The organism is Shimia sp. R9_2, assembly GCF_017743735.1.
Taxonomy (GTDB): Bacteria; Pseudomonadota; Alphaproteobacteria; order Rhodobacterales; family Rhodobacteraceae; genus Shimia.
Genome location: NZ_JAGHRO010000007.1, coordinates 20,967 through 43,078, shown reverse-complemented (window position 1 = coordinate 43,078; position 22,112 = coordinate 20,967). Strand labels below are relative to the sequence as shown.

General features: G+C 57.5%; 22 protein-coding genes. 11 read left to right on the top strand and 11 right to left on the bottom strand.

Going from position 1 to position 22,112, the window contains the following annotated elements:
• Positions 1-36: 36 nt before the first annotated feature.
• Positions 37-219: a CTP synthetase gene (locus J7400_RS15870; protein ID WP_209065079.1), complete on the top strand. Its 183-nt coding sequence runs from the start codon at positions 37-39 to the stop codon at positions 217-219.
• 23 nt (positions 220-242) lie between these two features.
• On the opposite strand, the gene J7400_RS15865 is transcribed toward J7400_RS15870, so the two are convergent.
• A complete protein-coding gene (locus J7400_RS15865; RefSeq protein WP_209065078.1) occupies positions 243-1,001 on the bottom strand; it encodes an alpha/beta fold hydrolase in 759 nt (252 codons plus the stop codon).
• Positions 1,002-1,173: 172 nt separating this feature from the next.
• On the opposite strand from J7400_RS15865, the gene J7400_RS15860 reads away from it, so the two are divergent.
• The gene (locus J7400_RS15860) at positions 1,174-1,548 is read left to right on the top strand and encodes a hypothetical protein (protein WP_209065077.1); all 375 of its coding nucleotides are present in this window, start codon (positions 1,174-1,176) and stop codon (positions 1,546-1,548) included.
• On the opposite strand, the gene J7400_RS15855 is transcribed toward J7400_RS15860, so the two are convergent.
• The 8 genes from J7400_RS15855 to iolD form a co-directional block, all read right to left on the bottom strand.
• A complete protein-coding gene (locus J7400_RS15855; RefSeq protein ID WP_209065076.1) occupies positions 1,545-2,726 on the bottom strand; it encodes a crosslink repair DNA glycosylase YcaQ family protein in 1,182 nt (393 codons plus the stop codon). The two genes, J7400_RS15860 and J7400_RS15855, sit on opposite strands and share 4 nt — an antisense overlap.
• A 52-nt stretch (positions 2,727-2,778) precedes the next feature.
• Positions 2,779-3,654, bottom strand: a complete 876-nt coding sequence (locus tag J7400_RS15850; protein ID WP_209065075.1) for a LysR family transcriptional regulator — start codon at positions 3,652-3,654, stop codon at positions 2,779-2,781.
• 328 nt (positions 3,655-3,982) lie between these two features.
• Positions 3,983-4,969, bottom strand: a complete 987-nt coding sequence (gene iolG / locus J7400_RS15845; protein ID WP_209065074.1) for an inositol 2-dehydrogenase — start codon at positions 4,967-4,969, stop codon at positions 3,983-3,985.
• A gap of 1 nt (position 4,970) precedes the next feature.
• Positions 4,971-5,801, bottom strand: coding sequence for a class II fructose-bisphosphate aldolase (locus J7400_RS15840; RefSeq protein WP_209065073.1), 831 nt, complete (start codon positions 5,799-5,801; stop codon positions 4,971-4,973).
• The gene (locus tag J7400_RS15835) at positions 5,798-6,655 is read right to left on the bottom strand and encodes a 5-deoxy-glucuronate isomerase (protein WP_209065072.1); all 858 of its coding nucleotides are present in this window, start codon (positions 6,653-6,655) and stop codon (positions 5,798-5,800) included. The genes J7400_RS15840 and J7400_RS15835 overlap by 4 nt, the downstream gene beginning before the upstream one ends.
• An 11-nt stretch (positions 6,656-6,666) precedes the next feature.
• Positions 6,667-7,644, bottom strand: coding sequence for a PfkB family carbohydrate kinase (locus tag J7400_RS15830; RefSeq protein WP_209065071.1), 978 nt, complete (start codon positions 7,642-7,644; stop codon positions 6,667-6,669).
• The gene (locus tag J7400_RS15825) at positions 7,641-8,480 is read right to left on the bottom strand and encodes a phytanoyl-CoA dioxygenase family protein (RefSeq protein ID WP_209065070.1); all 840 of its coding nucleotides are present in this window, start codon (positions 8,478-8,480) and stop codon (positions 7,641-7,643) included. The genes J7400_RS15830 and J7400_RS15825 overlap by 4 nt, the downstream gene beginning before the upstream one ends.
• Positions 8,480-10,348, bottom strand: a complete 1,869-nt coding sequence (gene iolD, locus J7400_RS15820) for a 3D-(3,5/4)-trihydroxycyclohexane-1,2-dione acylhydrolase (decyclizing) (protein ID WP_209065069.1) — start codon at positions 10,346-10,348, stop codon at positions 8,480-8,482. The genes J7400_RS15825 and iolD overlap by 1 nt, the downstream gene beginning before the upstream one ends.
• A 133-nt stretch (positions 10,349-10,481) precedes the next feature.
• On the opposite strand from iolD, the gene J7400_RS15815 reads away from it, so the two are divergent.
• The 4 genes from J7400_RS15815 to J7400_RS15800 all read left to right on the top strand — a co-directional run bounded on the left by J7400_RS15815 (position 10,482) and on the right by J7400_RS15800 (position 14,122).
• Positions 10,482-11,585, top strand: coding sequence for a Gfo/Idh/MocA family oxidoreductase (locus J7400_RS15815; RefSeq protein ID WP_209065068.1), 1,104 nt, complete (start codon positions 10,482-10,484; stop codon positions 11,583-11,585).
• Positions 11,586-11,604: 19 nt separating this feature from the next.
• Positions 11,605-12,498, top strand: coding sequence for a TIM barrel protein (locus J7400_RS15810; protein WP_209065067.1), 894 nt, complete (start codon positions 11,605-11,607; stop codon positions 12,496-12,498).
• Positions 12,499-12,602: 104 nt separating this feature from the next.
• Positions 12,603-13,736 (top strand): Gfo/Idh/MocA family oxidoreductase, encoded by a 1,134-nt coding sequence (locus tag J7400_RS15805; RefSeq protein WP_209065066.1) that lies wholly within the window; start codon positions 12,603-12,605, stop codon positions 13,734-13,736.
• A 146-nt stretch (positions 13,737-13,882) separates the two neighbouring features.
• On the top strand, positions 13,883-14,122 hold the full coding sequence (locus J7400_RS15800; protein ID WP_209065065.1) for a 50S ribosomal protein L20: 240 nt from the start codon (positions 13,883-13,885) through the stop codon (positions 14,120-14,122).
• Positions 14,123-14,147: 25 nt separating this feature from the next.
• On the opposite strand, the gene J7400_RS15795 is transcribed toward J7400_RS15800, so the two are convergent.
• Positions 14,148-15,146 (bottom strand): LacI family DNA-binding transcriptional regulator, encoded by a 999-nt coding sequence (locus J7400_RS15795; RefSeq protein ID WP_209065064.1) that lies wholly within the window; start codon positions 15,144-15,146, stop codon positions 14,148-14,150.
• A 185-nt stretch (positions 15,147-15,331) separates the two neighbouring features.
• Here J7400_RS15795 and J7400_RS15790 point away from each other — a divergent pair, with 185 nt between their 5' ends.
• The 3 genes from J7400_RS15790 (at position 15,332) to J7400_RS15780 (ending at position 18,303) form a co-directional block, all read left to right on the top strand.
• Positions 15,332-16,282 (top strand): sugar ABC transporter substrate-binding protein, encoded by a 951-nt coding sequence (locus J7400_RS15790; protein ID WP_209065063.1) that lies wholly within the window; start codon positions 15,332-15,334, stop codon positions 16,280-16,282.
• Positions 16,283-16,388: 106 nt separating this feature from the next.
• A complete protein-coding gene (locus J7400_RS15785; RefSeq protein WP_209065061.1) occupies positions 16,389-17,513 on the top strand; it encodes an ABC transporter permease in 1,125 nt (374 codons plus the stop codon).
• A gap of 1 nt (position 17,514) precedes the next feature.
• Positions 17,515-18,303 (top strand): ATP-binding cassette domain-containing protein, encoded by a 789-nt coding sequence (locus tag J7400_RS15780; protein WP_209065059.1) that lies wholly within the window; start codon positions 17,515-17,517, stop codon positions 18,301-18,303.
• A gap of 64 nt (positions 18,304-18,367) precedes the next feature.
• On the opposite strand, the gene J7400_RS15775 is transcribed toward J7400_RS15780, so the two are convergent.
• A complete protein-coding gene (locus tag J7400_RS15775; protein ID WP_247738849.1) occupies positions 18,368-19,255 on the bottom strand; it encodes a sugar kinase in 888 nt (295 codons plus the stop codon).
• Positions 19,256-19,542: 287 nt separating this feature from the next.
• Here J7400_RS15775 and J7400_RS15770 point away from each other — a divergent pair, with 287 nt between their 5' ends.
• Together J7400_RS15770 and J7400_RS15765 are read left to right on the top strand one after the other, a co-directional pair.
• Entirely contained in the window at positions 19,543-20,676 is a 1,134-nt protein-coding gene (locus J7400_RS15770) for a LacI family DNA-binding transcriptional regulator (protein ID WP_247738848.1), read from the top strand.
• Between the two features lie 21 nt (positions 20,677-20,697).
• Positions 20,698-22,050, top strand: a complete 1,353-nt coding sequence (locus J7400_RS15765; RefSeq protein WP_209065057.1) for an extracellular solute-binding protein — start codon at positions 20,698-20,700, stop codon at positions 22,048-22,050.
• Positions 22,051-22,112 lie beyond the last annotated feature (62 nt).

Here is a 22,112-nt window from a genome sequence, read left to right as displayed (position 1 = left end):
ATAGGTCATCGGGGAACAAGAGAAGGAGCTTTCCCGATGCTGAGATTGGCCACTATTTTGCACATTTTCATTGGCTCGACCTGTGCAGGCGTAGCCGTTATTGCCGCGCTGGTTGCTGGCATGAACACCGGCCTAGGCCTCTTTGGCGCCGCGCTGATCGGCTTTCTCGTGGCTTTCCCGGTGAGCTGGAAAGTTGCGCAGGCGCTTTACGCCCGCTGAGGTAAGGGCAAGCGTGTCGCGGGTCAAAGATCCAGCCAAGCTTGCACTGAAGCAATAAACTCGCGGGGTTTTTCCGCGTGCAACCAATGGCCCGCATCGCGAATTTTTGCGAAGCGGGCTTTGGGGAATTTCTCCCGGATGGTTGGGCGATACTCGGTTGCGACATAGTCGGAGTCTGCGCCGCTCAAAAAAAGAGTGGGGCCCTCAAAGGCGCCGGGGATGTCTGGAAAGCTGAGGATTTTTGGCATTTCACTGTCCAGAACATCGAGATTTAAGCGCCACCGCTGTTCCTTTACGTCCAGCGACTGGGTAAAAAAGGTCTGCAGCGTTGTGTCTTCAAGGTGCTCGGCCAGCTGTGCGATCGCGTCCGCGCGTTTTGTGACCACAGAAAGATCTACAGCGCGCATGGCTGCAATGTTCTGGTTCTGATCATGGGCATAAGCCACAGGTGCGATGTCGGCCACGATCAACCGGTTCACGAGCGTGGGCTGGCTCAGGGCAAGCACCATGGCCGCTTTGCCGCCCATAGAATGGCCGAGCACATCCATTGGTGCGCCTTGGGCTTTGATCACCTCAGCCAGATCCGCGGCCATGTCTTCGTAAGAATGGCTGTCGTGCCATGGGCTTTGCCCATGGTTGCGCTGATCGACGCAGACCACACGACGTGTGGCAGAAAGCCGTTTGGCGACCGCGCCCCAATTGCGGCCTGAGCCGAAGAGGCCGTGTACGATCAGCAAATCAGGTTCGTCGGTGGCGGTGCCATGGGTGATCAAATTCAACATAACCGCGTGATAGCGCGGCTTGGTCGCGGGTGCCAGCGCTGAGTGTGGTGGTGCAAAGCTTGGATATTGTTTGTTGAGAGCGCTGTTGCCAAGGCGTCGCGATCTCACGCGCTTGTCGGATCCACGCTGAAAATCGGTTTCCCCTTCGGGAATTGCGATTTAGGCTAAGCCGATGATGACAGGTGATGAAATCGAAGCAAAAGTGGCCCGTCTCTTGGAGCTGGCGCGCGAAAAATATGGCGTTCGGGCCAAATCACTTGAGCGCGCCATGCGCAAAATTGGCCGCCGCGCACCGGCACGCCTGCATCGACAAGCCGGTGTAATCGCGGAGGCTCATAAGCGGGGTCAGCACCCCAAGCTTATGATGCAGGTTGATGGCGCGGCGGTGAAACGGGCCTTTGCTGAGATTGAAGCGCATTTGAAAGCGGTGGACGTGCGTGAACGGCGCATTGATCGCATTTTGGATGTGCTGGGTTCTGTGAGCTTCAACCTGATCCTTTTTGCGGCTTGCCTGATCGTGTTCTTGCGCTGGCATGGGGTGCTTTAGGAGGTTTGGGCGTTGGGCCTTTGGCACATCCATTGAATGTCTGATGTTCCTATAAACCGACCCATGCGCGCGAGCTCTGCGTCCAATTTGCGCGCTCTCGCTTCCGTCCAGCGCACGCCGGGTTCTGCCCAAAGCTGCGTCACAGTCAACACGCCTTTCTTTCGGTCAGCCTTGCATTCGATCCGGCCCACGAAGCGGTCGCCTTCCAATAGGGGATAGACATAGTAGCCCCAGATGCGTTTGGCGGCGGGAACGAAGATTTCGATGCGGTAGTCAAAGCCAAAGAGGCGAGAGAGCCTGTCGCGGTCCCTGATGACCGGATCAAACGGGTTAAGGAGGCGCAGGCGGCTGGTGGGGGCTGGTGCGCTATCCAGTTGTGCCTCTATATTCGGCGTGGCGAGCATGGGGATCCAATCACGGTTGGCCGTCTGGATTTCTATGGGGATCAGATCAGATGCTTCGACCCAGGCGCGGACATCGGGCGTATCAACGGCTTCCCAAAAGCGCTTGATGTCGCCAGAAGTGGCAAAGCCCAATCGCGCAACGGCCTCGCGGCAAAGCCAGTCAATTTGGTCTGTGCGCGGGATGTCGTGGGTGCGAAAGGCTTCGGGAATGACCCGTTCAGGTAGGTTGTAGAACTTTTTGAAACTCTGCCGATAGCAGGTGGCGAGTTCTCCTGCATACCACATGTAGTCGAGAGCGCGTTTGTGTGGTGGGCGGGACCACATCTCCTTTGGGCCTTCGATTTTGGTGTCAAATGCCTCGGTGGAAAGCGCGCCTTCGGCTGTGATGCGGTCTTTGATGCCAAGATCGGCACAGCTGGTCAGCGCATCAGCATACCAGCCTTTTGCATCCATCTTTGCCTTTCGCCGGGCAAATTGCGCGCGCCAGTACGGATATGTTTCAATCGGCAAAACAGAGGCGTCATGGGTGAAATGTTCAAACACGGCGCGATCCTCGGCGAGAAGCGTGTTAAGCATTGGCTCCCGGTAGTTCTGGTTGCGCGACCACAAGATGTGGTGATGTGCGCGGGACAAAACCTGAATGCTGTCGAGCTGCACAAAGCCAAGCTTGCGGATCGTGGCGCGCGGAGCAGCGGGGCCTGTCGGCGTTTCAGCCAACCCCTGCAAGGAGAGCCAGATACGGCGGGCGTCGCGGTTTGAGATGCGTAGAACCATGGCAGGACGCTAGCGTGCTGACCGGAACAAAGAAAGAACAATTTGCGGATGGTCAGCTTTTCGCGGCCTTCATCAGCCAATTGCGAAAAATGCGTAGGTTTGGGCTGTCGCGGCCGGGAAGGGTGACGATGTGATAGCCCAGCTCCTCGCGCATCAAGGAGCAAATATGCGTGAGCGTGCCTGCGGCGACGTCGCGCTCGACCAGTGATCTGGGGTGTACTGAAACGCCAAGACCCGCCAGGGAGGCGGAGATGACAAGTTCGTTGGTTTCCAGAACGGTAAGGTCGATTGTCGAGAGGTCGAGATCCGCATCTTCGATGACGCGGCGCAGCTCCAGCATGTGGTTTTCCATCAGCCATGGAAGATGGCTGACACCCCGCATGGTTTGGGGTGTTTGGCCTGAGAGTAGTGTCGGTGATGCGACGACCCAGAATTCGCCTCGTGTAAGCAGCGTGCTCTCCAGTCCTGGCCATTGGCCATCACCAAAGCGTATCGCCATGTCAAACCCGTCGCGGCGGAGGTCAATCAGCGCAGAGTTGGGGGTTAGGCTGACGGTGACCTCGGGGTGCGCCTGCCAGAAGCCGCCCATGCGCGGCATCAGCCAGTTGATCGCGAAAGACGGGGTGAGGCTGACGGCAAGTGGGCGCGCGTTGGTTTGTTGGCGCAGGGCGTCTACGCCCTCCGAAATGATGGAAAATCCCTCGCTGAGCTGGCGGGCCAGTTGTTGGCCAGCCTCTGTAGTGGCCACCCCGCGACCTGACCTGTAGAGCAGCGGTTCTGAAAGCTCAGCCTCCAATTGGCGCACGTGTTGGGCAATGGCCGCATGGGTGACGTTGAGTTCGCGTGCTGCGGCGCTGAAGCTTTGATGGCGCGCGGCGGCTTCAAATGCGCGTAGGGCGGAGAGAGAGGGGAGCGTGGACCAGTCCATGTGTAATTCCAGCTTACAATATGGAAATCATATTGAATCGCATGAATTGCGAATGTCCAGCAATATCGGATGCAGGAGAACTCTAGGAGTGCATGATATGTTGGGAATTCTTTCAAATACGCTGCGTGTGGCGACACGGGAACAATCTTGGAGTGGGCAGGACGCTGCAAAAGAGGATGCGCCTGTTTTGCCGGATCATTGGCGAGAGCGTGAGACGTGCTTGCGAAAATGTGTTTCTGAGCGTCCAAAGCTTTTTGGCAAGTGACGCAGAAACGCCCGGCGATGCTGCCGGGCGTTTGAAATTTTGGGAGACCCCGAAGGAGCGTGATTAGACCGCGACCGGTGCGCCACTCTCCAGAGACTGCGCAGCGGCGTCTGCAAGAACCTGAGCGCGGAGCCCGTCCGTGATGTTGGGAGAGGGTGCGGTTCCCTCTGAAACGGCTTTCACAAAATGGGCCATCTCAGCGCGGTAGGCAGCTTCGTAGCGCTCCAGGAAGAAGTGCTGGGCAGGAGCGCGGCGGAAGCCGCTTTCTGTTGCCACTTCCACGGTGGTTTCCAGCATGTTTTCCGCCCGCAACATACCTTTTGCGCCATGCACTTCGATGCGCTGATCATAGCCATAGGTCGCGCGGCGGGAGTTGGATATCTGACAGATCTTACCGCTTGCGGTGGTAAGCGTGACAGCCGCCGTGTCCACATCACCAGCTGCGCCGATTTCCGGTTCCACCAGAGAAGAGCCTACTGCGAACACGCTGAATGGCTCTTCGCCAAGCAGGAAGCGAGCCATGTCGAGGTCGTGGATCATCATGTCGCGGAACAGGCCGCCCGAGGTTTTGATGTAAGACACCGGGGGTGGGGAGGGGTCGCGTGACTGGATGGTTACCAGCTCGACGCCACCGATTTCGCCAGCCGAAATCCGCGCCTGAACCTGCGCGAAGTTGGGATCAAACCGGCGGTTGAAGGCGGTCATGAAAGCAACGCCTGATGTTTCCACCGCGGTCATGCATTCGCGGATACGATCGGCAGACATGTCGACCGGTTTTTCGCAGAAAATCGCTTTGCCAGCGTCACACGCCGCATGGATCAGATCGTAGTGGGTGTCGGTGGGGGTGCCGATCACAACAGCATCCACATCTGCACTTTGGATCAGATCCTCAGACGGCAACACCTTGGCATTGGCTTTGGAGGCCAGATCGGCGGCAGGTGCGTCAAAGGCGTCCGCCACCGCGGTGACGGCGACGCCGTCGAGTTGAGAAACGGAGCGGGCGTGTACCTGGCCGATGCGGCCGCACCCCAGAAGTCCGATTTTGAGCATGTTAAGCCCCTTTGAATGCCCGCAGCACAGTCCGAGTGGCCGTGACAAGCGGGTCATGGGTGTCCTTGAGGATTTGAACGCGGTCAAAGCGTGCCGGATCAGCATTCACAGCCTCGCGCATCGCGTTGCCAAAGGCCATACGGAGTTCTGTGCCGATGTTGAACTTGCAGATCTTGGAGCCCCGCGCCAGCGATGTGCGCTGGGCGACAGGCACGCCGGAGCCTCCGTGAATGACCAAGGGGATCTCCGTTAGGGCTTCGATGGCGCGGATGCGCGGCTCATCGAGGCCGCCCTCTTTGTCCTGTTGCAGGTGCACATTGCCAACCGAGATGGCCATGGCGTCCACGCCGGTTTCACGGGCAAACTGAGCGGCCTCTTCGGGATCGGTGCCGTCGGAGTTTTCACCGCCTGAATAGCCAACAAAGCCGATTTCGCCTTCGCAGGAGACACCCGCCGCATGGGCCATTTCCACAATTGCGGCCGTTTCAGCGATGTTTTCCGCCAGTGGTTTGCGTGAGCCATCAAACATCACAGAGGAAAATCCGCTGTCGATGGCAATCCGGCATTCTTCGGTCGTGTAGCCATGATCTAGATGCGCGACCACAGGCACGGAGGCGCGCTCTGCAAGGTGGGTGAACATTTTGCCTAAGACCGGCAAAGGTGTGTGCTCGCGACAGGACGGGCCCGCTTGCAAAATCACAGGGACGTTTTCTGCCTCGGCAGCTGCCACATAGGCGCGCATGTCTTCCCAACCAAGTGTCACGAGACCAGCCACAGCATGGCCCTGCTTCAACGCCGGTTGAAGCACTTCAGAGAGTGTAACGAGGCTCATTTGAACTTGGCCACCATGTCCATGATGCCGGGGATGGTGTGCAGCTGTTCCGCGTGTGTCGGCTGGAAGTATTGCTTCAGGCTGCGCTGGGACAGGCCACCAAGGATGGTGAAGTAATACATCTCATAGCCCGGCAGAACCGCACAGGGGTGATAGCCTTTGTCCAGCAGGATCGTGGAACCATCCATGATGTGATAGGCATCGCCCGGCTTGTTGTCTTCACGCTGAAGCATTTGCACGCCAGAGCCATAGTTGGGCTTGAAGCGGAAGTTGTAGGTTTCGTCATGGCGAGTTTCGATCATCTCGCCATCTTCGCCTTTGCGGTCGGTGTCATGTTTGTGGCTTGGGAAACCGGACCAGCCGCCTTGTCCAACTGTGTAGAGCTCACTTACCAGAAGGCGGCCCACTTTGTCGTGGTGGTTCGCGCCCAGGATGTGCTTGATTTTGCGATGCGTTTTGGTGTCGTCAGAGCCGTATTGCACGAGGTCCAGCTCTGGCACGCGCACGTCAAAAGGTTCTAGAACCTTGTCGTATTTTGCCCCGGCGATGAAAGTTTCGGTGGTGTCCGTTACACAAGTGATGCGCACTTTGGCGCCGGTTGGAACGTAAACGCCTTCCGGTTCGCCATCCCAGACATCAACCGTACGGTTGCCGAGGTTTTCATAGACGGCGCCTTCGACGTCCACATGCACGGTACCGGTGGCCGGAACGATGCAGGTTTCATAGCCCGGCACGGCATATTCAAAGCTCTCACCTTTTTTGAGTTTGACGATGTTGAAATAGTTCAGCGGCACCAGATCGTGTTCTGCGTCCACGATGGGTTTGTTTTCATTGTCATAAGGCGCGATATGCATGGGCCTCTCCTTCAGGGATGCGTGGGGCCGGCGTGCGCGGCGAGAAACGCCTCAAGCTCGGCTGGTGTGGGCATTGCCGGGGCGCAGCCCGGCTGAGAAACAACGATGGACGCGCAGGCAGAGCCTTGCAGGACGGCGTCTCGCAGGGATAGACCGTCAGCGATACCTGCCAGCAGGCCTGCCATGAAGCTGTCGCCCGCACCGTTTGGTTTGACCGCTGTGACCGGGTAGATGCCGGTGCGGATTTCTTCGCCATCTGCGAGGGTGATCGCGCCTTCTTGGCCCATTTTGTAGATCACCATTTTGCCGGAGGCGGCGAGCTCTCGGGCTTTGTCCAACCCTTTTTCGATGCTACCTGCCATAAAGCCGAACTCTTCGTCATTGCCGACGATCAAGTCGCTGGCGTCACCAGCGCGCGAAAGCACCTCGGCCGCGACCTCCGGTGAGGGCCAAGAATAGGGGCGGTAGTCGATGTCAAAGATCATGGGCAGGCCAGCGGCGCGTGCGTTCTCAAAGGCACGGAAGGTGGAGCTGCGGGACGGCTCGGAGGCAAAGACGGTTCCTGCGGTGATCAACGCGCCAAAGGCATTGTAATCCACGCGGTCTACGTCTTCATTGGTGACTTGAAAGTCGACAGCGCCGTTGCGGTAGATGACATTTTGAAAGTCGTCGATGCAGCTTTCATACACGGCAAGGGAGAGGCGATGCTCGCCTCCGACTGTCCGTAAATACTGGGTGTTGACGCCGTAGTGCTCTAATCGATTTTGAGCAAAGCGACCCACAGCATCATCAGAGATGGAGGTCACCAAGGCGGCCTCGCACCCAAGTTTTACGAGGCCGGCGCAAATATTGGCGGAGGAGCCGCCAAGGTCGGCGCGAAAGGTCTCTGCCAGTTCCGATTTTGTGCCCACGGGGTCGGCAAACATATCCATCCCCGCGCGGCCAAAGACCACAAATTTGCGGGAGGTGATGGCGTCGATCAAGTTCATGTGCGACCCTCGGTATTGCCTGCTTTGGCCGCGTCCAGCACTTCGGGGTAGGGGTAGTTGAGGCCCAAAAGTTGGCGCATGTCCGGGCTCGCGGCGTCGATGAACGACTGCGACAAAGCTGCGGGCATGTCCTCCATCGGTTTCACCCATTTGGGCAGATATTGGATCAGGATTGCGCTGCGGTCGTGATCTGCGTTGTTGGGCATGGCGCAGTGCCAGGTGACACCGTAAAACAGCGCTACATCCCCTGGCTCTCCGGTCATACGGGCGCAGGTGTCGTAAAACCTGTCTTCAGGCGTTGGGTAGCGCAGCTCTTTTTGGGAGCCGGGCATATAGGCGGTTGCGCCGCTTTCTTCAGTGAAGGGATCCAGCAACACAGAGACCTGCGCGTTCATAGGAAAAGAGCCGTTCAGACCAATAGGGTGGGTCTCAGGTTTGTGAAAATCCCAGTAGGGGTAGTCCACATGCGGCTCCTGACCCGGCCCGCCGGGCAGGATACGGTTGGCCGCGATGGACCCCATAATGAATTCAGAGCCGAGGAATTGGCGTAGGATGGTCATCAGGGTTGGGTGCGCGGCCATGCGGGAGAAAACCTCTCCTTTGGCCAGAAGATTCCAAACCCGCCGCTGCAAGTTGATCTTGCCATCGTCTTCGGCAGCACCTTGAAAATGTGTGACCTTTGGCGCCTCTTGCTCTGAGTGCGCCATAACGATGGCACGTGCCTCTGCGATGTCTTCTGGCGAGAACAGGCCAGAGATCCCGACTGCTCCCCCGCCATGCAGAAGCTCTTCAACAATTGCCGCGGGGTCCGCGTTATCTTTGGTGAAGCGGCGCATCAGACACCTCTGCGCTGTTTGGCGCGTTCAGCTTCGATCTCCAGATGTTTCTCGCGGACCTTTGCGTTTTCGGTTACATGTGGCGTGCCAACTTCCCACCAAGCGTGTCCTTCCGTTGTCCACCCTTCGTAGGCGTCCACACCCATGACAATCACATAGGTTTTGTCGCTGGCCTTGGCGCGCTTGAAGGCTTCGCCCAGCTCAGCAGGGTTGGAGACTTTTTCTGACGTGGCGCCCATCGATGCGGCGTGAGCCGTGAAGTCGACGCCGAAGGCTTCGGGGATTGTGGGGCAGTCTTCCAGCAGATTGTTGAAGCTCTCGTTGCCGGTGTTGTTCTGAAGCTTGTTGATCACCGCAAAGCCGCCGTTGTCCAACACCAGCACAATCATCTTTTTGCGGCTCAGCACCGAGGAATAGATGTCTGAGTTCAGCATCAAATAAGAGCCGTCGCCGCAGAAGGTGATGGTGTCTTGATCCGGCTCACGCTCGGACTGCGCAATGCGGGCACCCCAGGCGCCTGCGATTTCATAACCCATGCAGGAGAAGCCGAATTCTACGTCTACTGTGCCAATGTCGAGTGTCCGCCAATTGGCGGTGACTTCGGCCGGTAGGCCACCTGCGGCGGCAACAATGCGGTCGCGTGGGTCACAGAGGTCGTTCACCACACCAATGGCTTGGGCATAGGAATTGGGGCGGTTCCCGTAGGAGACATTGTCTTTCACATAGGCGTCCCATTTGGCGCGCTCTTCCTGTGCGAGGTCCAGCCAGCTTTGGGGGGTAGATACAGTGAGTGCTGCGTCAAGTGTCTCAAGAGCCAGTTTGGCATCGCCGACAACAGGCAATGACATGTGTTTTCCAGCGTCGTGGCGGGCGGCGTTGATTGAGATGAATTGCGCGTCCTGAGCAAATGCTGTCCAGCTGCCGGTCGTGAAGTCCTGAAGGCGCGTGCCGACTGCGAGGATCACATCAGCCTGCGCCGCAAGCGCATTGGCGCTGTCAGAGCCGGTCACGCCGATGGGGCCGCAGTTGAGCGGGTGTGTTGCCGTCATATTGGCGCGGCCAGCGATGGTCTCGACCACCGGGATTTTGTGTTTTTCGGCAAAAGCGGCGAGTTCTGTCGTGGCTTGCGCGTATTGCACGCCGCCACCTGCGATGATCATTGGGCGCTCCGCTTTTGACAGTACGGCGGCGGCATCTGCAACCTCCGCGCTGTCAGCAGCCTGCCGTCGGATGCGATGCACTTTTTTCTTAAAGAACTTTGCCGGGTAGTCGTAAGTCCACCCCTGTACGTCCTGAGGTAAGCCAAGGAAGGCGGGGCCGCAATCGGCCGGGTCCAGCATGGTGGCTAGGGCATTTGGCAGTGATTGAATGACCTGCGCAGGGTGCGTGATGCGATCCCAGTAGCGCACAACCGGTTTGAAGGCATCATTCACCCCGAAAGTCGGGTCGTTGAAGTTTTCCATCTGCTGCAGCACGGGGTCGGGCAGGCGGGTCAGGAACGTGTCACCGCAGAGCATGAGCATGGGCAAGCGGTTGGCGTGGGCAAGCCCAGATGCGGTGAGCAGGTTTGCGGTGCCAGGGCCGGCAGAGGCGGTGCAGAACATAAAGCGTTGGCGCAGCCATTGTTTGGCGTAGCCAGCTGCGGCAAATCCCATGCTCTGCTCGTTTTGTCCGCGATACAGGGGTAACTCTTCACGGACCTCGTTCAGGGCTTCACCAAGGCAAGTCACATTGCCGTGCCCAAAGATGCCAAAACCACCACCGCAGACGCGCATTTCCTGCCCGTCAATTTCGATGAACTGATTGGAGAGCCAGCGAATAATGGCTTGCGCCGTTGTGAGGCGGATCGTGGAGTTTTCTGTCGTCATTTGAGCACGAACCCTTTGGAGTTTTCGGGGAGAATTTTGCGACCTCCCTCGAATGCAGCTTGCGAGCTTTCGATTCTCACGATACAAGTTTTGCAACCGGTTGCAAACTGAATTTCAAAACGGAGCGCCAAAGGTGACAGAGATTGGCATAGGCATATGTGGCGGTGGCTACATGGGAAAAGCCCATGCGGTTGCGATGTCCGCAGTCGGCGCTGTGTTTAATACGGCATTGCGGCCGCGGCTTGAGATGGTCTGTGCCTCGCGGTCTGAGAGTGCAGAGCGATATCGTGCTGCGTTTGGGTTTGCGCGGGCGACGGCGGATTGGCGGGCGCTGGTGGCGGATCCGAAGGTGGAAGCAATTGTCATTGCGACGCCGCAAGACACTCATCGTGACATTGCTGAAGCCGCTTTCGCGCTGGGCAAACCTGTTCTCTGTGAAAAGCCCTTGGGGGCGTCGATTGCGGATGGGGCGGCTATGGTCTCTGCTGCTGAGGCGGCCGGTGTCGCCAATATGGTCGGTTTCAACTATGTGCGCACGCCTGCAACGCAATTTGCGCGCAAGCTGATTGCGGATGGCGCGATTGGGAAAGTGACCTGGTTTCGTGGGGAGCACACCGAGGATTTCTATGCAGACCCGGAGGCGTCCGCGAGCTGGCGCACACAAGGCATGGCCAATGGCACCATGGGCGATTTGGCGCCGCATATGGTGAATGCCGCACTCGCTTTGTCGGGACCGATTGCAAAAGTTATGGGAGAGGTCGAGACGGTTCATGCAGAGCGCCCGGGTGGTCGTGTGACCAACGACGATCATGCGCAGATCATGTGTCGGTTTCAGAATGGCGCCATGGGTCATATGTATTTCTCGCGGATCGCAACGGGTCGCAAGATGGGCTACGCCTATGAAATCACGGGGACAAAAGGGGCGATCCGTTTTGATCAGGAAGATCAGAATGCGCTTTGGCTTTATCGCATGGACGGCCCTGAAGAGACGCGCGGATTTGTGAAAATCCTAACCGGTCCCGCACATCCGGATTATGAGCCCTTCTGCCAAGGGCCGGGGCACGGTACCGGTTATCAGGATCAGATCATCATCGAGGCGCGGGACTTCCTGCGCGCGATTGAAACCGGGGAAGCGGTCTGGCCGACCTTCCGCGATGGGCATGAGGTAAACCGCGTGATCGCGGCAGCTTTGGCGTCAAGTGAGGCCAAGAGCTGGAAAGATATCAACAGCTTCTGAATTTTCGGAGTGACAAGCAATGACGATGCGAATTGGCAATGCGCCCTGCTCTTGGGGTGTTGAATTTGCGGAGGATGACCGCAATCCAAGCTGGAAAACTGTTTTAAAGCAATGCGCTGAAGCGGGATATAAGGGGATTGAGCTGGGCCCGGTGGGCTTTATGCCGGAAGATCCTGCCGTGTTGTCGGATGCTTTGGCGGAGCATGAGCTGGAGTTGATTGGCGGCGTGGTGTTTCGCGCCTATCATGATCCAAGCGCTTGGGAAGGTGTGCTCGACGCCACCCATCGGACAGCTAAGGCTCTGAAGGCGCATGGTGCCCAACATCTTGTTTTAATTGACTCAATCTCTCCACGTCGGGCGCCAACTGCTGGGCGTGCGGGTGAAGCGGAGCAGATGGATCAGGCTGAGTGGAGCGCTTATCGTGACCGTATTGCGGAAACGGCGCGTATCGGCTCTGAGGAATATGGGCTCACAGTTGGTATTCACGCGCATGCCGCTGGGTTTATGGATTTTGAGCCGGAACTTGAGCGTCTTCTGGATGAAGTAGATGAGAGTCTTCTGAAGATCTGTTTTGACACGGGGCATCATTCTTACGCGGGTTTTGATCCGGTTGCCTTCATGAAAAAACACGTGGGGCGCATTTCTTACATGCACTTCAAAGACATAGACCCGAAGGTCAAAGCTGAGGTGATCGCCAATCGCACGGGTTTCTATGACGCTTGCGGGCAAGGAATTTTCTGCAACCTTGGTGATGGGGATGTGGATTTCAAGGCTGTTCGCCAGGTTCTGTTGGATGCTGGATTTGAGGGGTGGTGCACAGTGGAGCAGGATTGTGATCCGCTCTTGGATCCAGACCCTGTCGGAGATGCGCGTAAGAACCGAGAGTATCTGGAAACCATTGGTTTCACCTAAAATGTGACGTCGGTATCGCGTCAGTAAAGCGGCGGTATCGTAACAGTATTGCGGGGGTGCGATGTCGGTGCATCTCCGCTGAGATCATGGGGAGGAGAGAGCTCATGAAAAAGCTGAAATGGGGCATGATTGGTGGCGGCGAAGGCAGTCAGATCGGACCGGCTCACCGATTGGGGGCGCTGGCGGATGGGCGCTTTGAGTTTACCGCTGGCGCGTTGGATCATCGGCCTGACGTGGGCAGGGAATATGCGCAGCGCCTCGGTGTGGCTGAAGATCGTGCGTATGGCGATTGGGCTGAAATGCTGGCGGGAGAGCGGGGTCGAGAGGATCGCGTCGATCTGGTCACGGTGGCCACACCAAACTCCACTCATTTTGAGATCACCAAGTCGTTTCTGGAAGCGGGTTTTAACGTTCTTTGCGAAAAGCCTATGACCATGACTGTGGAGGAGGGGGAGGAGATTGTGAAGATTGCCGCTGCCTCGGGCAGGATCTGTGCGGTGAACTATTGCTATTCTGCCTATCCGATGGTGCGACAGGCCCGCGCAATGGTGCGTGCAGGTGAGATCGGCAAGGTGCGATTGGTGGTGACAAACTTCAGTCATGGCCACCATGGGGATGCCACGGATGCTGACAATCCAAGAGTGCGTTGGCGCTATGATCCTGCGATGGCGGGTGTGTCGGGACAGTTCGCAGATTGCGGGATTCACGCGCTGCATATGGCGAGCTTCATTGCGGATGATGAAGTGGAAAGCCTGTCGGCAGATTTCGCGTCGACCATTGCAAGCCGCAAGTTGGAAGATGACGCGATGGTCAATTTCCGCATGAGCGGTGGCACCGTGGGACGGCTGTGGACTTCTTCGGTGGCCATCGGGCGGCAGCATGGCTTTGATATTCAGGTGTTTGGTGAAACCGGCGGGCTGCGCTGGGAGTCTGAGCAGCCGAACCAGTTGATCTACACGCCTGTTGGTGGCCGCACGCAGGTGATCGAAAAGGGTGAGGCAGGGCTCTGTGAGGATGCGCAACGGCTGAGCCGTGTGGCAATTGCCCATCCTGAAGGCTTCCCGTTGGCCGTTGCCAACATCTACTGCGATTTGGCCGATGCGATTGCGGGTGAGGCGCGTGACGGTTTGCCGGATGCTGCCGCAGGTGTGCGCTCCATGGCGGCGGTTTATACCGCCGTGGCCTCTGCCAAAGACGGTGGCGCCTGGATGGATGCGCGGCCACCGATGTTTCAGTAAGCTCCATGATAAACGGGCATTGCGGGGCTCGCATTGAGTGATCCTGCGGTGCTCGGGAGTTTTGAAAATTCTTCTTATTGTACCCCTCTTGATCTGAGAAACTCTGTTAGGTTGATCGCAGACGTATACTTAAGAAGGAAAGTCAAATGAAGATTCATGTCGCCTTGGTGTTGGGCGCGACAGTGTTGGCTGGCTGCGGATCCGGCTCGTCGTCAAAGGAAGTCTCCGGTGTGACAGAGGCCGATATTGAGCGCTGCTGGAAGCAGGCTGGTGTAAAAGGGGATCTATATCGATACATGACCCCGCAGCAGGCGGTTGGTGTGGTGCCTGGCGGTGTCTTCTCCGAGCAGCAGGTTGTCGCGTTTAAATCCTGCTTAGGTGTTTGATCGTGTTTCCTGCATTGCGGCTGATCTAATGGGGGCGTCTTAAGGTGCCTCTTTCCACAATCGAACAAGGGAAGATCCGCGTTTCCGGGTAGCGCTCTGGGTCATCGAGCATTGCGACCATCAGCTCAATTGAAGACGTTACAATTTGCCGGATTGGTTGGTGGATGGTTGTGAGGTCGATGTTCTCCCAGCGCGACATTTCCATGTCATTGAGGCCAATGAGGCCGATATCTTCCGGGCAGCTCAAGCCGCTGTCGTCAATAGCTGAAAGCGCGCCGATTGAGAGAACGTCATCCCCGCAAAAGTAGGCTTGCGCGGGGCTATTCTTGAGCAGGCGAAGCATTTCACGCCTTCCGGCATCAAAGGAATATTGGTCGGCAAATGAATAGCTGACCTTCACATTTGGGTGCGCTGACATCTCTGACATGAAGCCGGTGTAGCGATCTTGGGTCGAGGTCGCGCCTTCTGGGCCGCCCATAAAGCCAACATGGGTGTAGCCGCGTTCAACAAGCTCTCGGGCGGCCATGCGGCCGCATTCTGCGTTGTCGATTCCCACCACATGCACTTGGGGGGATGAAGAGGCGCGGCCAAAGGAGTGCACCACCGGCACACCAGCGTCACGGAACGCTTTGGCAAATCCCGGGGGTAGGGTGGAGGAGGCCACCACGACCCCATCCACAGAATACTGACGCAGCATACGCACGGAATTTTCCGGGTCGGTTTCGTCTGTGAGGTTCACCAGCAGGGGGCGCAGACCGCGATCTTGAAGGCCGCGTGTGAAGAGATCGAAAACCTCCAGAAAAATCGGGTTGTGGAAGTTGTTGGAAACAAGACCGATGAGCTTTGTCCGGCCTGTGGTGAGTGAGGATGCCAGCGCATTTGGGCTGTAGCCCAGCTCGCGCGCTGCCTTTTCCACCTTGCGGCGCATCTTGTCAGAAACGGAAGCGCCGTCCGTGAAGGTGCGTGACACCGCGGAGCGGGAGACCCCGGCGCGTTCTGCAACCTCTTTCAATGTCACGGCCATAATGTTCCGATCTTAAATCTGCGTTTTGGCGTGTCTACTCTGTTTCCTCAGTGAATGCAGCATGAAATGGAAATTCACTTTTTGCAACCGGTTGCAAAGTGAATTGGGATGTGCTTAAACTTGGGTCGGAGAAGGCGGATTGGAGCCGCCTGCGTGCCATGAAGACGTAATTTTGGGAGGAAAACATGACTTCATTTACCAAGAAGCTGGCTTTGGCGGCTGCCGTTGTGACTGCGCCCTTTGCGCTGGCCAACACTGCTGCCGCAGATGGCGAAAAATATATTCTGGTTAGCCACGCACCAGACAGTGACAGCTGGTGGAACACCATTAAAAACGGCATCGCGCTGGCGGGCGACCAGATGGGTGTCGACGTCGAGTATCGCAATCCGCCAACCGGCGACCTGGCGGATATGGCGCGGATCATCGAGCAGGCGGCGGCTTCTGGGCCAAATGGAATCATCACCACACTGAGCGACTATGATGTGCTTTCCGGCCCGATCAAAGCGGCTGTGGACAGCGGTGTGGATGTGATCATCATGAACTCCGGCACGCCAGATCAGGCGCGCGAAGTTGGCGCGCTGATGTATGTTGGTCAGCCAGAGTATGACGCCGGTTACGCTGCAGGTCTGCGCGCCAAAGGTGACGGTGTTGGCAGCTTCCTTTGTGTGAACCACTACATCTCCTCGCCGTCCTCAACGGAGCGCTGCCAAGGTTTTGCGGATGGTCTGGGCATTGATCTGGGCGACCAGATGATCGACAGCGGCCAAGACCCTGCGGAGATCAAAAACCGCGTGCTGGCTTATCTGAACGCAAATCCAGAAACCGACGCGGTTCTGACGCTTGGCCCAACATCTGCTGACCCGACTCTGCTGGCGCTGGATGAAAACGGCATGGCCGGCGACATCTACTTTGGCACCTTCGATCTCGGTGAAGAGATCGTGAAAGGCATCAAAGCAGGCGTGATCAATTGGGGCATCGATCAGCAACCGTTCTTGCAGGCGTACCTGCCAGTTGTGGTCCTGACCAACTATCACCGTTATGGCGTGCTGCCAGGCAACAACATCAACTCCGGCCCGGGTTTTGTAACTGCCGATGGTCTTGAAAAAGTTGAAGAATTTGCGGGCGAGTACCGCTAAGCCACTGGCTTGATAAGTGAAAATAGGCGAGGGGCGCCGCCACATCTGGTGCCCTTTTCCCACCCTGACAACCAATCCAAAATTCACAGCAGATGGGAGATGTCGCATGACAAACGCGACGCAACCCGCGGCCAATGCCGATGAGCGCATCAAGGAAATCTCGCGTTTCCGCAAAGCGCTGATCCGCCCGGAACTGGGCGGGATCGTCGGCACCGTTGCCGTGTTCACCTTTTTCCTTTTGTTCGCTTTTGACAGCGGCATGTTCAACAGCCAGGGCATTATGAACTGGAGCCAGATCTCGGCACAGTTCATGATCATTGCGGTGGGGGCCTGTCTGCTGATGATCGCTGGTGAGTTTGACCTCTCCGTCGGGTCGATGATTGGTTTTGCCGGGATGTTGATTGCGATTTTCAGCGTCACGTTGGGCTGGCCGGTCTGGATGGCCATTATCGTGACCTTTGCGATTGCGGTCTCTATCGGCGCGTTGAACGGTTTCATCGTGGTGCGCACCGGACTGCCGAGTTTCATCGTGACGCTGGCGTTTCTGTTTATTTTGCGCGGCTTTGCGATCTATCTGCCGCAGACCATTGAGCGTAAAACCATCATTGGTGGTGTCGGTGAGGCGGCAGAAGGCGATTGGCTGGCGGCCGTGTTTGGGGGCAAGATCTTCACTGGATTCTTCCAGTGGATGGGCGATGCGGGGATCATTGCCGTGTTTGAGCGTGGCACCCGCAAGGGCCAACCCGTGGTGGACGGTTTGCCGATGCTTATTGTCTGGGCGATCCTGCTTGTGATTGTTGGCCACATCATCCTGACCAAGACCCGCTTTGGGAACTGGATCTATGCCGCTGGCGGCGATGCAGAAGCAGCGCGCAACTCTGGTGTGCCTGTCGACAAGGTGAAGATCCTGATGTTCATGTTCACCGCTTTCTGCGCAACCGTCTTTGCCACATGTCAGGTAATGGAGTTTGGCGGTGCCGGCTCTGATCGCGGCCTCCTGAAAGAGTTTGAAGCTATCATTGCTGTGGTGATTGGCGGCGCCTTGCTGACCGGGGGCTATGGCTCCGTGATCGGGGCAGCTTTGGGGGCGCTGATCTTTGGTGTGGTCCAGCAGGGGCTGTTCTTTGCAGGCGTTGAGAGCTCGCTGTTCCGCGTGTTCCTCGGAGTTATCTTGCTGGGAGCCGTGATCCTGAACACCTATATTCGTCGCATAATTACGGGGGAGCGTTGATATGAACCCGGAAAAAGCCCCCATCATTCAGATGCAAAACATCGCCAAGCACTTTGGTCGCGTGATTGCGCTCGCCGGTGTGTCCGTCGATGTTTACCCCGGTGAATGTCATTGCCTGCTTGGTGACAATGGCGCGGGGAAATCCACCTTCATCAAGACCATGTCCGGCGTACACAAGCCGACCAAAGGGCAGATCCTTTTTGACGGCAAGGAAATGCATTTTGCCGATCCGCGCGATGCAATTGCGGCGGGTATCGCGACTGTTCACCAGCATCTGGCGATGATCCCGCTGATGTCGGTGAGCCGGAACTTTTTTATGGGCAATGAGCCGGTGAAGCAGATCGGTCCGATGAAGTTCTTTGATCACGATTATGCCAATCAGGTGACGATGGAAGAGATGCGCAAGATGGGCATCAACCTGCGTGGACCGGATCAGGCTGTTGGGACGCTTTCAGGCGGTGAGCGGCAGACGGTTGCCATCGCGAGGGCGGTGCATTTTGGCGCGAAAGTTCTGATCCTAGACGAACCGACTTCTGCGCTGGGGGTGCGTCAGACGGCCAATGTGCTCGCCACCATCGACAAGGTGCGCAAGCAGGGGGTCGCGGTGGTGTTTATCACGCACAATGTGCGCCATGCGCTGGCGGTAGGGGATCGCTTTACGGTGCTCAATCGTGGTCAGACGCTTGGCACTTCGCAGAGGGGCCAGATCACGCCGGATGAGCTGCAAGATATGATGGCCGGTGGTCAGGAACTAGTGGCGCTGGAAGACAGTCTGGGCGGCACGGTTTAAGCTTTCTGCCTAAACACTTCAGAAGCCCCGGTGCCATGGCGCAGGGGCTTTTGGGTTGCATAGATCAGGTCAAAACGACGACGTAACGATCAGGAATATCCACAATCGCGCCGGGTTGGGTGACCACATGGGCGGCGAGTTGGTGGCCCGCGCGCATGGCGGCTTGGATGTCCTTACCAAGACAGGTGGCGGCGAGAAAGCCTGCGTTGAAACTGTCGCCTGCCGCGGTGCTGTCCTCCATTTTGGAAGCGGGGCCGGAGTTTGTGAGTGGAGCGCCTGTTGCGATATCACATGGACCGTCGGGGCCACGCTTGAGGGCGCCATAGGTGAGTCCATAAGACCGCAGGCGGGCGAGGGCTGCATCTTCGGAGGTGTCCTCAAAGAGCGCGATTTCGTCATCCACGGAAGGCAGGGCGATGTCCGTGCGTTTCCACATTTGTGTGTTGATGTCGCGGGCGACCTCGGTGCTTTCCCAAAGGCGAGGGCGGTGGTTGCTGTCATAGGCAACGAGTCCGCCTTTCTCGCGAAAGGTATCGATCCAGTCGAGGATCGCGGTGCGAGTCTCAGGCGGCAGGATCGCCATGCTGATGCCGGTGAGAAGCACCAGATCAAAGCGATTGAGGGCGGAAAGCGGCACGTCACAAGGCTCGGAGAAAAGCGTGCGGGCGGCGGAGGCGGAGCGCCAATAGCTGAAACTACGCTCTCCGGTTTCATCGGTTTCGATGGCATAGAGTCCTGGCATCCGGTTTTTGCGGGTTTCGATGCAATCGGTTTTGATGCCATGCCCTGCGATGGTGCTGCGGATGCGATCTGAGAAGGCATCATCCCCCAGAGCCGTGACATAGGTGGTCGGTACTCCTGAATCTGCAAGAAGCCGGTTGAGATAATAGGCCGTGTTAAACGTGTCTCCTGCCACGCCGAGGCGCGCAGTGGCTTGATCTTGCAGGGCCATTTCAATCATCACTCTCCAACACAGGCGATGGACCGGATCGGGCGGTGATCTGTGAGCATGAGTGGTCCCTGCGCGACAAAGTGAGGCTGTGTGAACGCTACGTGCAACCGCTGAGATGGCAAGAGTTTTGCGGTCCATTCGGGGTGGTTTCGCTGAGTTAGGAGATTTTTAGAGCGCCTGAAAAACAGGACGCGTTGCGCCTTTTGCGGCCAAAACTTGGGCTGAGCGCATAAGATCTTGCCCTGATATTGCTTGCCGAAACCGGTTTCGGAAAAAATAGTCATGCCATGTCAGCGATTCGACACCCTTCCGAAAAAGATATGCGCGCGCCGCAGAACCGCGCGGGGCGTCGGGTTACGATCAATGATCTTGCAGCGCATCTGGGCATGTCCAAAAGCACGGTTTCGCGCGCCATGAACGGCTATGCGGATATCTCTGAAAGCACCCGGAAGCGCGTTGCGAGCACGGCGCAGAAACTTGGATATCAACCACTGAGCCATGCGCAGGCGATCCGCACCGGGCGGGTGCGTGCGCTGGCTTTGGTCCTGCAAATGGACGAGCCGGACCGGCACAATCCGTTTTTGCAAGAGTTCCTGATGGGGGCTTGCGAAACGGCAAGCGGTTTTGGCTGGACAGTGACTGTTTCGACGGCGACCTCTGACGCAGATATGCAAAACGTGCTCGGGCGGCTGGTTGATGAGCGTAAAGCAGACGGATTTATTCTACCCCGTACCGAAGTGAAGGACGCGCGGATTTCGCTGTTGCAGGCGCGGGGCGTGCCGCACGTTTTATTCGGGCGCACCGAACATGGCGTGCCTACTGCGCAGCAAAAAAGCTCCTGGTATGATATTCTTGGAGAGGCGGCGATGTGCAGCGCAGTGACGCGGCTTGCCGGGCTGGGCCACGAGCGCATCGGCTATGTCGGCAGCACCGCAAACTTTAACTACACCCATCTGCGCCGAGAAGGGTTCAAGGCCGGGCTCGCAGCTGCAGGGCTGACGTATGACGCCGAGCTTCTGCGAGAAGGAGCGCGGACGCGCGAAGAAGGGGCTGAAGAAGTCCATGCGTTGATGCGGCTTGAGCGCCCCCCGACAGGCGTGGTGTTTGCCACCGATATGGCGGCGCTTGGCGGTTATGATGCACTCAGCGATTTGGGTCTTCAGGTCGGGCGGGATGTTTCGGTCATCGGCTATGATGGGGTACCTGAAGCGGATTATGTGCGCCCTGGCTTGACCACCTATCACGTTGATACGCGAAAAGCTGGCGCGCGGCTTGCGGAGTTGCTGATCCGCCAGATTCGGGGGGAGTCTCCGGAGACACTACGAGAGGTATCTGACGCCATTCTGGTGGAGCGGCTGTCAGATGGGCCACCGGCGCTGCGCCCTGATCAACTCGCTGAAAAGATTAAAAATACGCAATAACGACAACACGGGAGGACAATCATGTCACGTCACTTTACTTCGAAACTGATGGTAAGCACCTCGCTTGCCCTGGCCTTGACGGCGATGTCGGTACAGGCCGACACGATCCGTTTCTGGACGACTGAAGAACAGCCAGAGCGGCTGGCCAAGCAGCAGGAAATGGCGGAGCAGTTCAAATCTGCAACCGGGACATCTGTTGAAGTGATCCCGGTCAGCGAGAGCGATCTGGGCACACGTGCGACGGCCGCTTTTGCTGCGGGCGATCTGCCGGATGTGATCTATCACACGCTGCAATATGCGCTGCCTTGGGCGGAAGCGGGCATCCTTGACACAGAAGCGGCTTCTGAAGTCGTGGAAGATCTGGGTGTTGGCACCTTTGCGCCTGGCGCGGTGGCGATGGCAGATTTCAATGGCGAAACCGCTTCGGTGCCGGTTGATGGCTGGACGCAGATGGTGGTTTACCGCAAAGATCTGTTTGATGCGGCAGGTCTTGAAGCGCCAAACAGCTATGCCAACGTGTTGGCCGCACTGGAAAAACTCCACAATCCACCAGAAATGTATGGCTTCGTTGCTGCCACCAAGGTGGACGAAAACTTCATGAGCCAAGTTCTGGAGCATGTGTTCCTGGCCAATGGCGTGAGCCCGGTTGACGAAAACGGTTTCAAAGCGCTGGATGAAGCAGCGACAACCGAAGTGCTCGACTTCTACAAAGCGATCGCCAAAGCTTCGCCTCCGGGTGAGCTCTATTGGAAGCAATCCCGCGAGCTCTATTTTGCGGGCAAGGCTGCTATGATCATCTGGTCCCCGTTCATCTTGGATGAGCTGGCCGGTCTGCGTGACAGTGCTCCGCCCACCATTACCGACGATCCAACCTCCAACAAGCTGGCGGGGATGACCGGTATTGTGACCAACTTCTCCGGGCCTTCCAATCCGGATGGGGCTGCCTGGGGCGACGTGCGTTATTTCGGCATTACCTCTGACGCAGACACCGATGAGGCGATGGATTTTGTGAAGTTCGCAATGGATGACGGCTACACCCAGACGCTGTCGATTGCGCCAGAAGGCAAGTTCCCTGTGCGTCGTGGTACGGCGGACAATCCAACCGCATTTGCGGATGCTTGGTCCAAATTGCCGGTTGGTGTAGATCGCAAGGCACCGCTTGGTGAGCTTTACGATCAGGCGATGATCGACGAGATCGTTGGCGGCCTTGATGTGGCGCAGCGTTGGGGTGTTGCGGAAGGCCAGCTGTCGCTCGCGTCCAAAATCATCAACAGCCAAGCGATCAACCGCGTTGTGCGTCAGTATATCGATGATGAGATCGATGCAGCTGCTGCGGTTGCGGCCATCAACGACGAGCTGTCCAAGGTGCAATAAACAAAGATGTTTTTGCCGCGGCCCGCTCCTAGTGGGTGGGCCGCAAGCACTCTTTTCTTTTG

Coding starts and splice junctions, on each gene's coding strand:
- J7400_RS15870 (WP_209065079.1), top strand. CDS start 37: ATGCTGAGATTGGCCACTATTTTGCACATTTTCATTGGCTCGACCTGT.
- J7400_RS15865 (WP_209065078.1), bottom strand. CDS start 1,001: ATGTTGAATTTGATCACCCATGGCACCGCCACCGACGAACCTGATTTG.
- J7400_RS15860 (WP_209065077.1), top strand. CDS start 1,174: ATGATGACAGGTGATGAAATCGAAGCAAAAGTGGCCCGTCTCTTGGAG.
- J7400_RS15855 (WP_209065076.1), bottom strand. CDS start 2,726: ATGGTTCTACGCATCTCAAACCGCGACGCCCGCCGTATCTGGCTCTCC.
- J7400_RS15850 (WP_209065075.1), bottom strand. CDS start 3,654: ATGGACTGGTCCACGCTCCCCTCTCTCTCCGCCCTACGCGCATTTGAA.
- iolG (WP_209065074.1), bottom strand. CDS start 4,969: ATGCTCAAAATCGGACTTCTGGGGTGCGGCCGCATCGGCCAGGTACAC.
- J7400_RS15840 (WP_209065073.1), bottom strand. CDS start 5,801: ATGAGCCTCGTTACACTCTCTGAAGTGCTTCAACCGGCGTTGAAGCAG.
- J7400_RS15835 (WP_209065072.1), bottom strand. CDS start 6,655: ATGCATATCGCGCCTTATGACAATGAAAACAAACCCATCGTGGACGCA.
- J7400_RS15830 (WP_209065071.1), bottom strand. CDS start 7,644: ATGAACTTGATCGACGCCATCACCTCCCGCAAATTTGTGGTCTTTGGC.
- J7400_RS15825 (WP_209065070.1), bottom strand. CDS start 8,480: ATGCGCCGCTTCACCAAAGATAACGCGGACCCCGCGGCAATTGTTGAA.
- iolD (WP_209065069.1), bottom strand. CDS start 10,348: ATGACGACAGAAAACTCCACGATCCGCCTCACAACGGCGCAAGCCATT.
- J7400_RS15810 (WP_209065067.1), top strand. CDS start 11,605: ATGACGATGCGAATTGGCAATGCGCCCTGCTCTTGGGGTGTTGAATTT.
- J7400_RS15805 (WP_209065066.1), top strand. CDS start 12,603: ATGAAAAAGCTGAAATGGGGCATGATTGGTGGCGGCGAAGGCAGTCAG.
- J7400_RS15800 (WP_209065065.1), top strand. CDS start 13,883: ATGAAGATTCATGTCGCCTTGGTGTTGGGCGCGACAGTGTTGGCTGGC.
- J7400_RS15795 (WP_209065064.1), bottom strand. CDS start 15,146: ATGGCCGTGACATTGAAAGAGGTTGCAGAACGCGCCGGGGTCTCCCGC.
- J7400_RS15790 (WP_209065063.1), top strand. CDS start 15,332: ATGACTTCATTTACCAAGAAGCTGGCTTTGGCGGCTGCCGTTGTGACT.
- J7400_RS15785 (WP_209065061.1), top strand. CDS start 16,389: ATGACAAACGCGACGCAACCCGCGGCCAATGCCGATGAGCGCATCAAG.
- J7400_RS15780 (WP_209065059.1), top strand. CDS start 17,515: ATGAACCCGGAAAAAGCCCCCATCATTCAGATGCAAAACATCGCCAAG.
- J7400_RS15775 (WP_247738849.1), bottom strand. CDS start 19,255: ATGGCCCTGCAAGATCAAGCCACTGCGCGCCTCGGCGTGGCAGGAGAC.
- J7400_RS15770 (WP_247738848.1), top strand. CDS start 19,543: ATGTCAGCGATTCGACACCCTTCCGAAAAAGATATGCGCGCGCCGCAG.
- J7400_RS15765 (WP_209065057.1), top strand. CDS start 20,698: ATGTCACGTCACTTTACTTCGAAACTGATGGTAAGCACCTCGCTTGCC.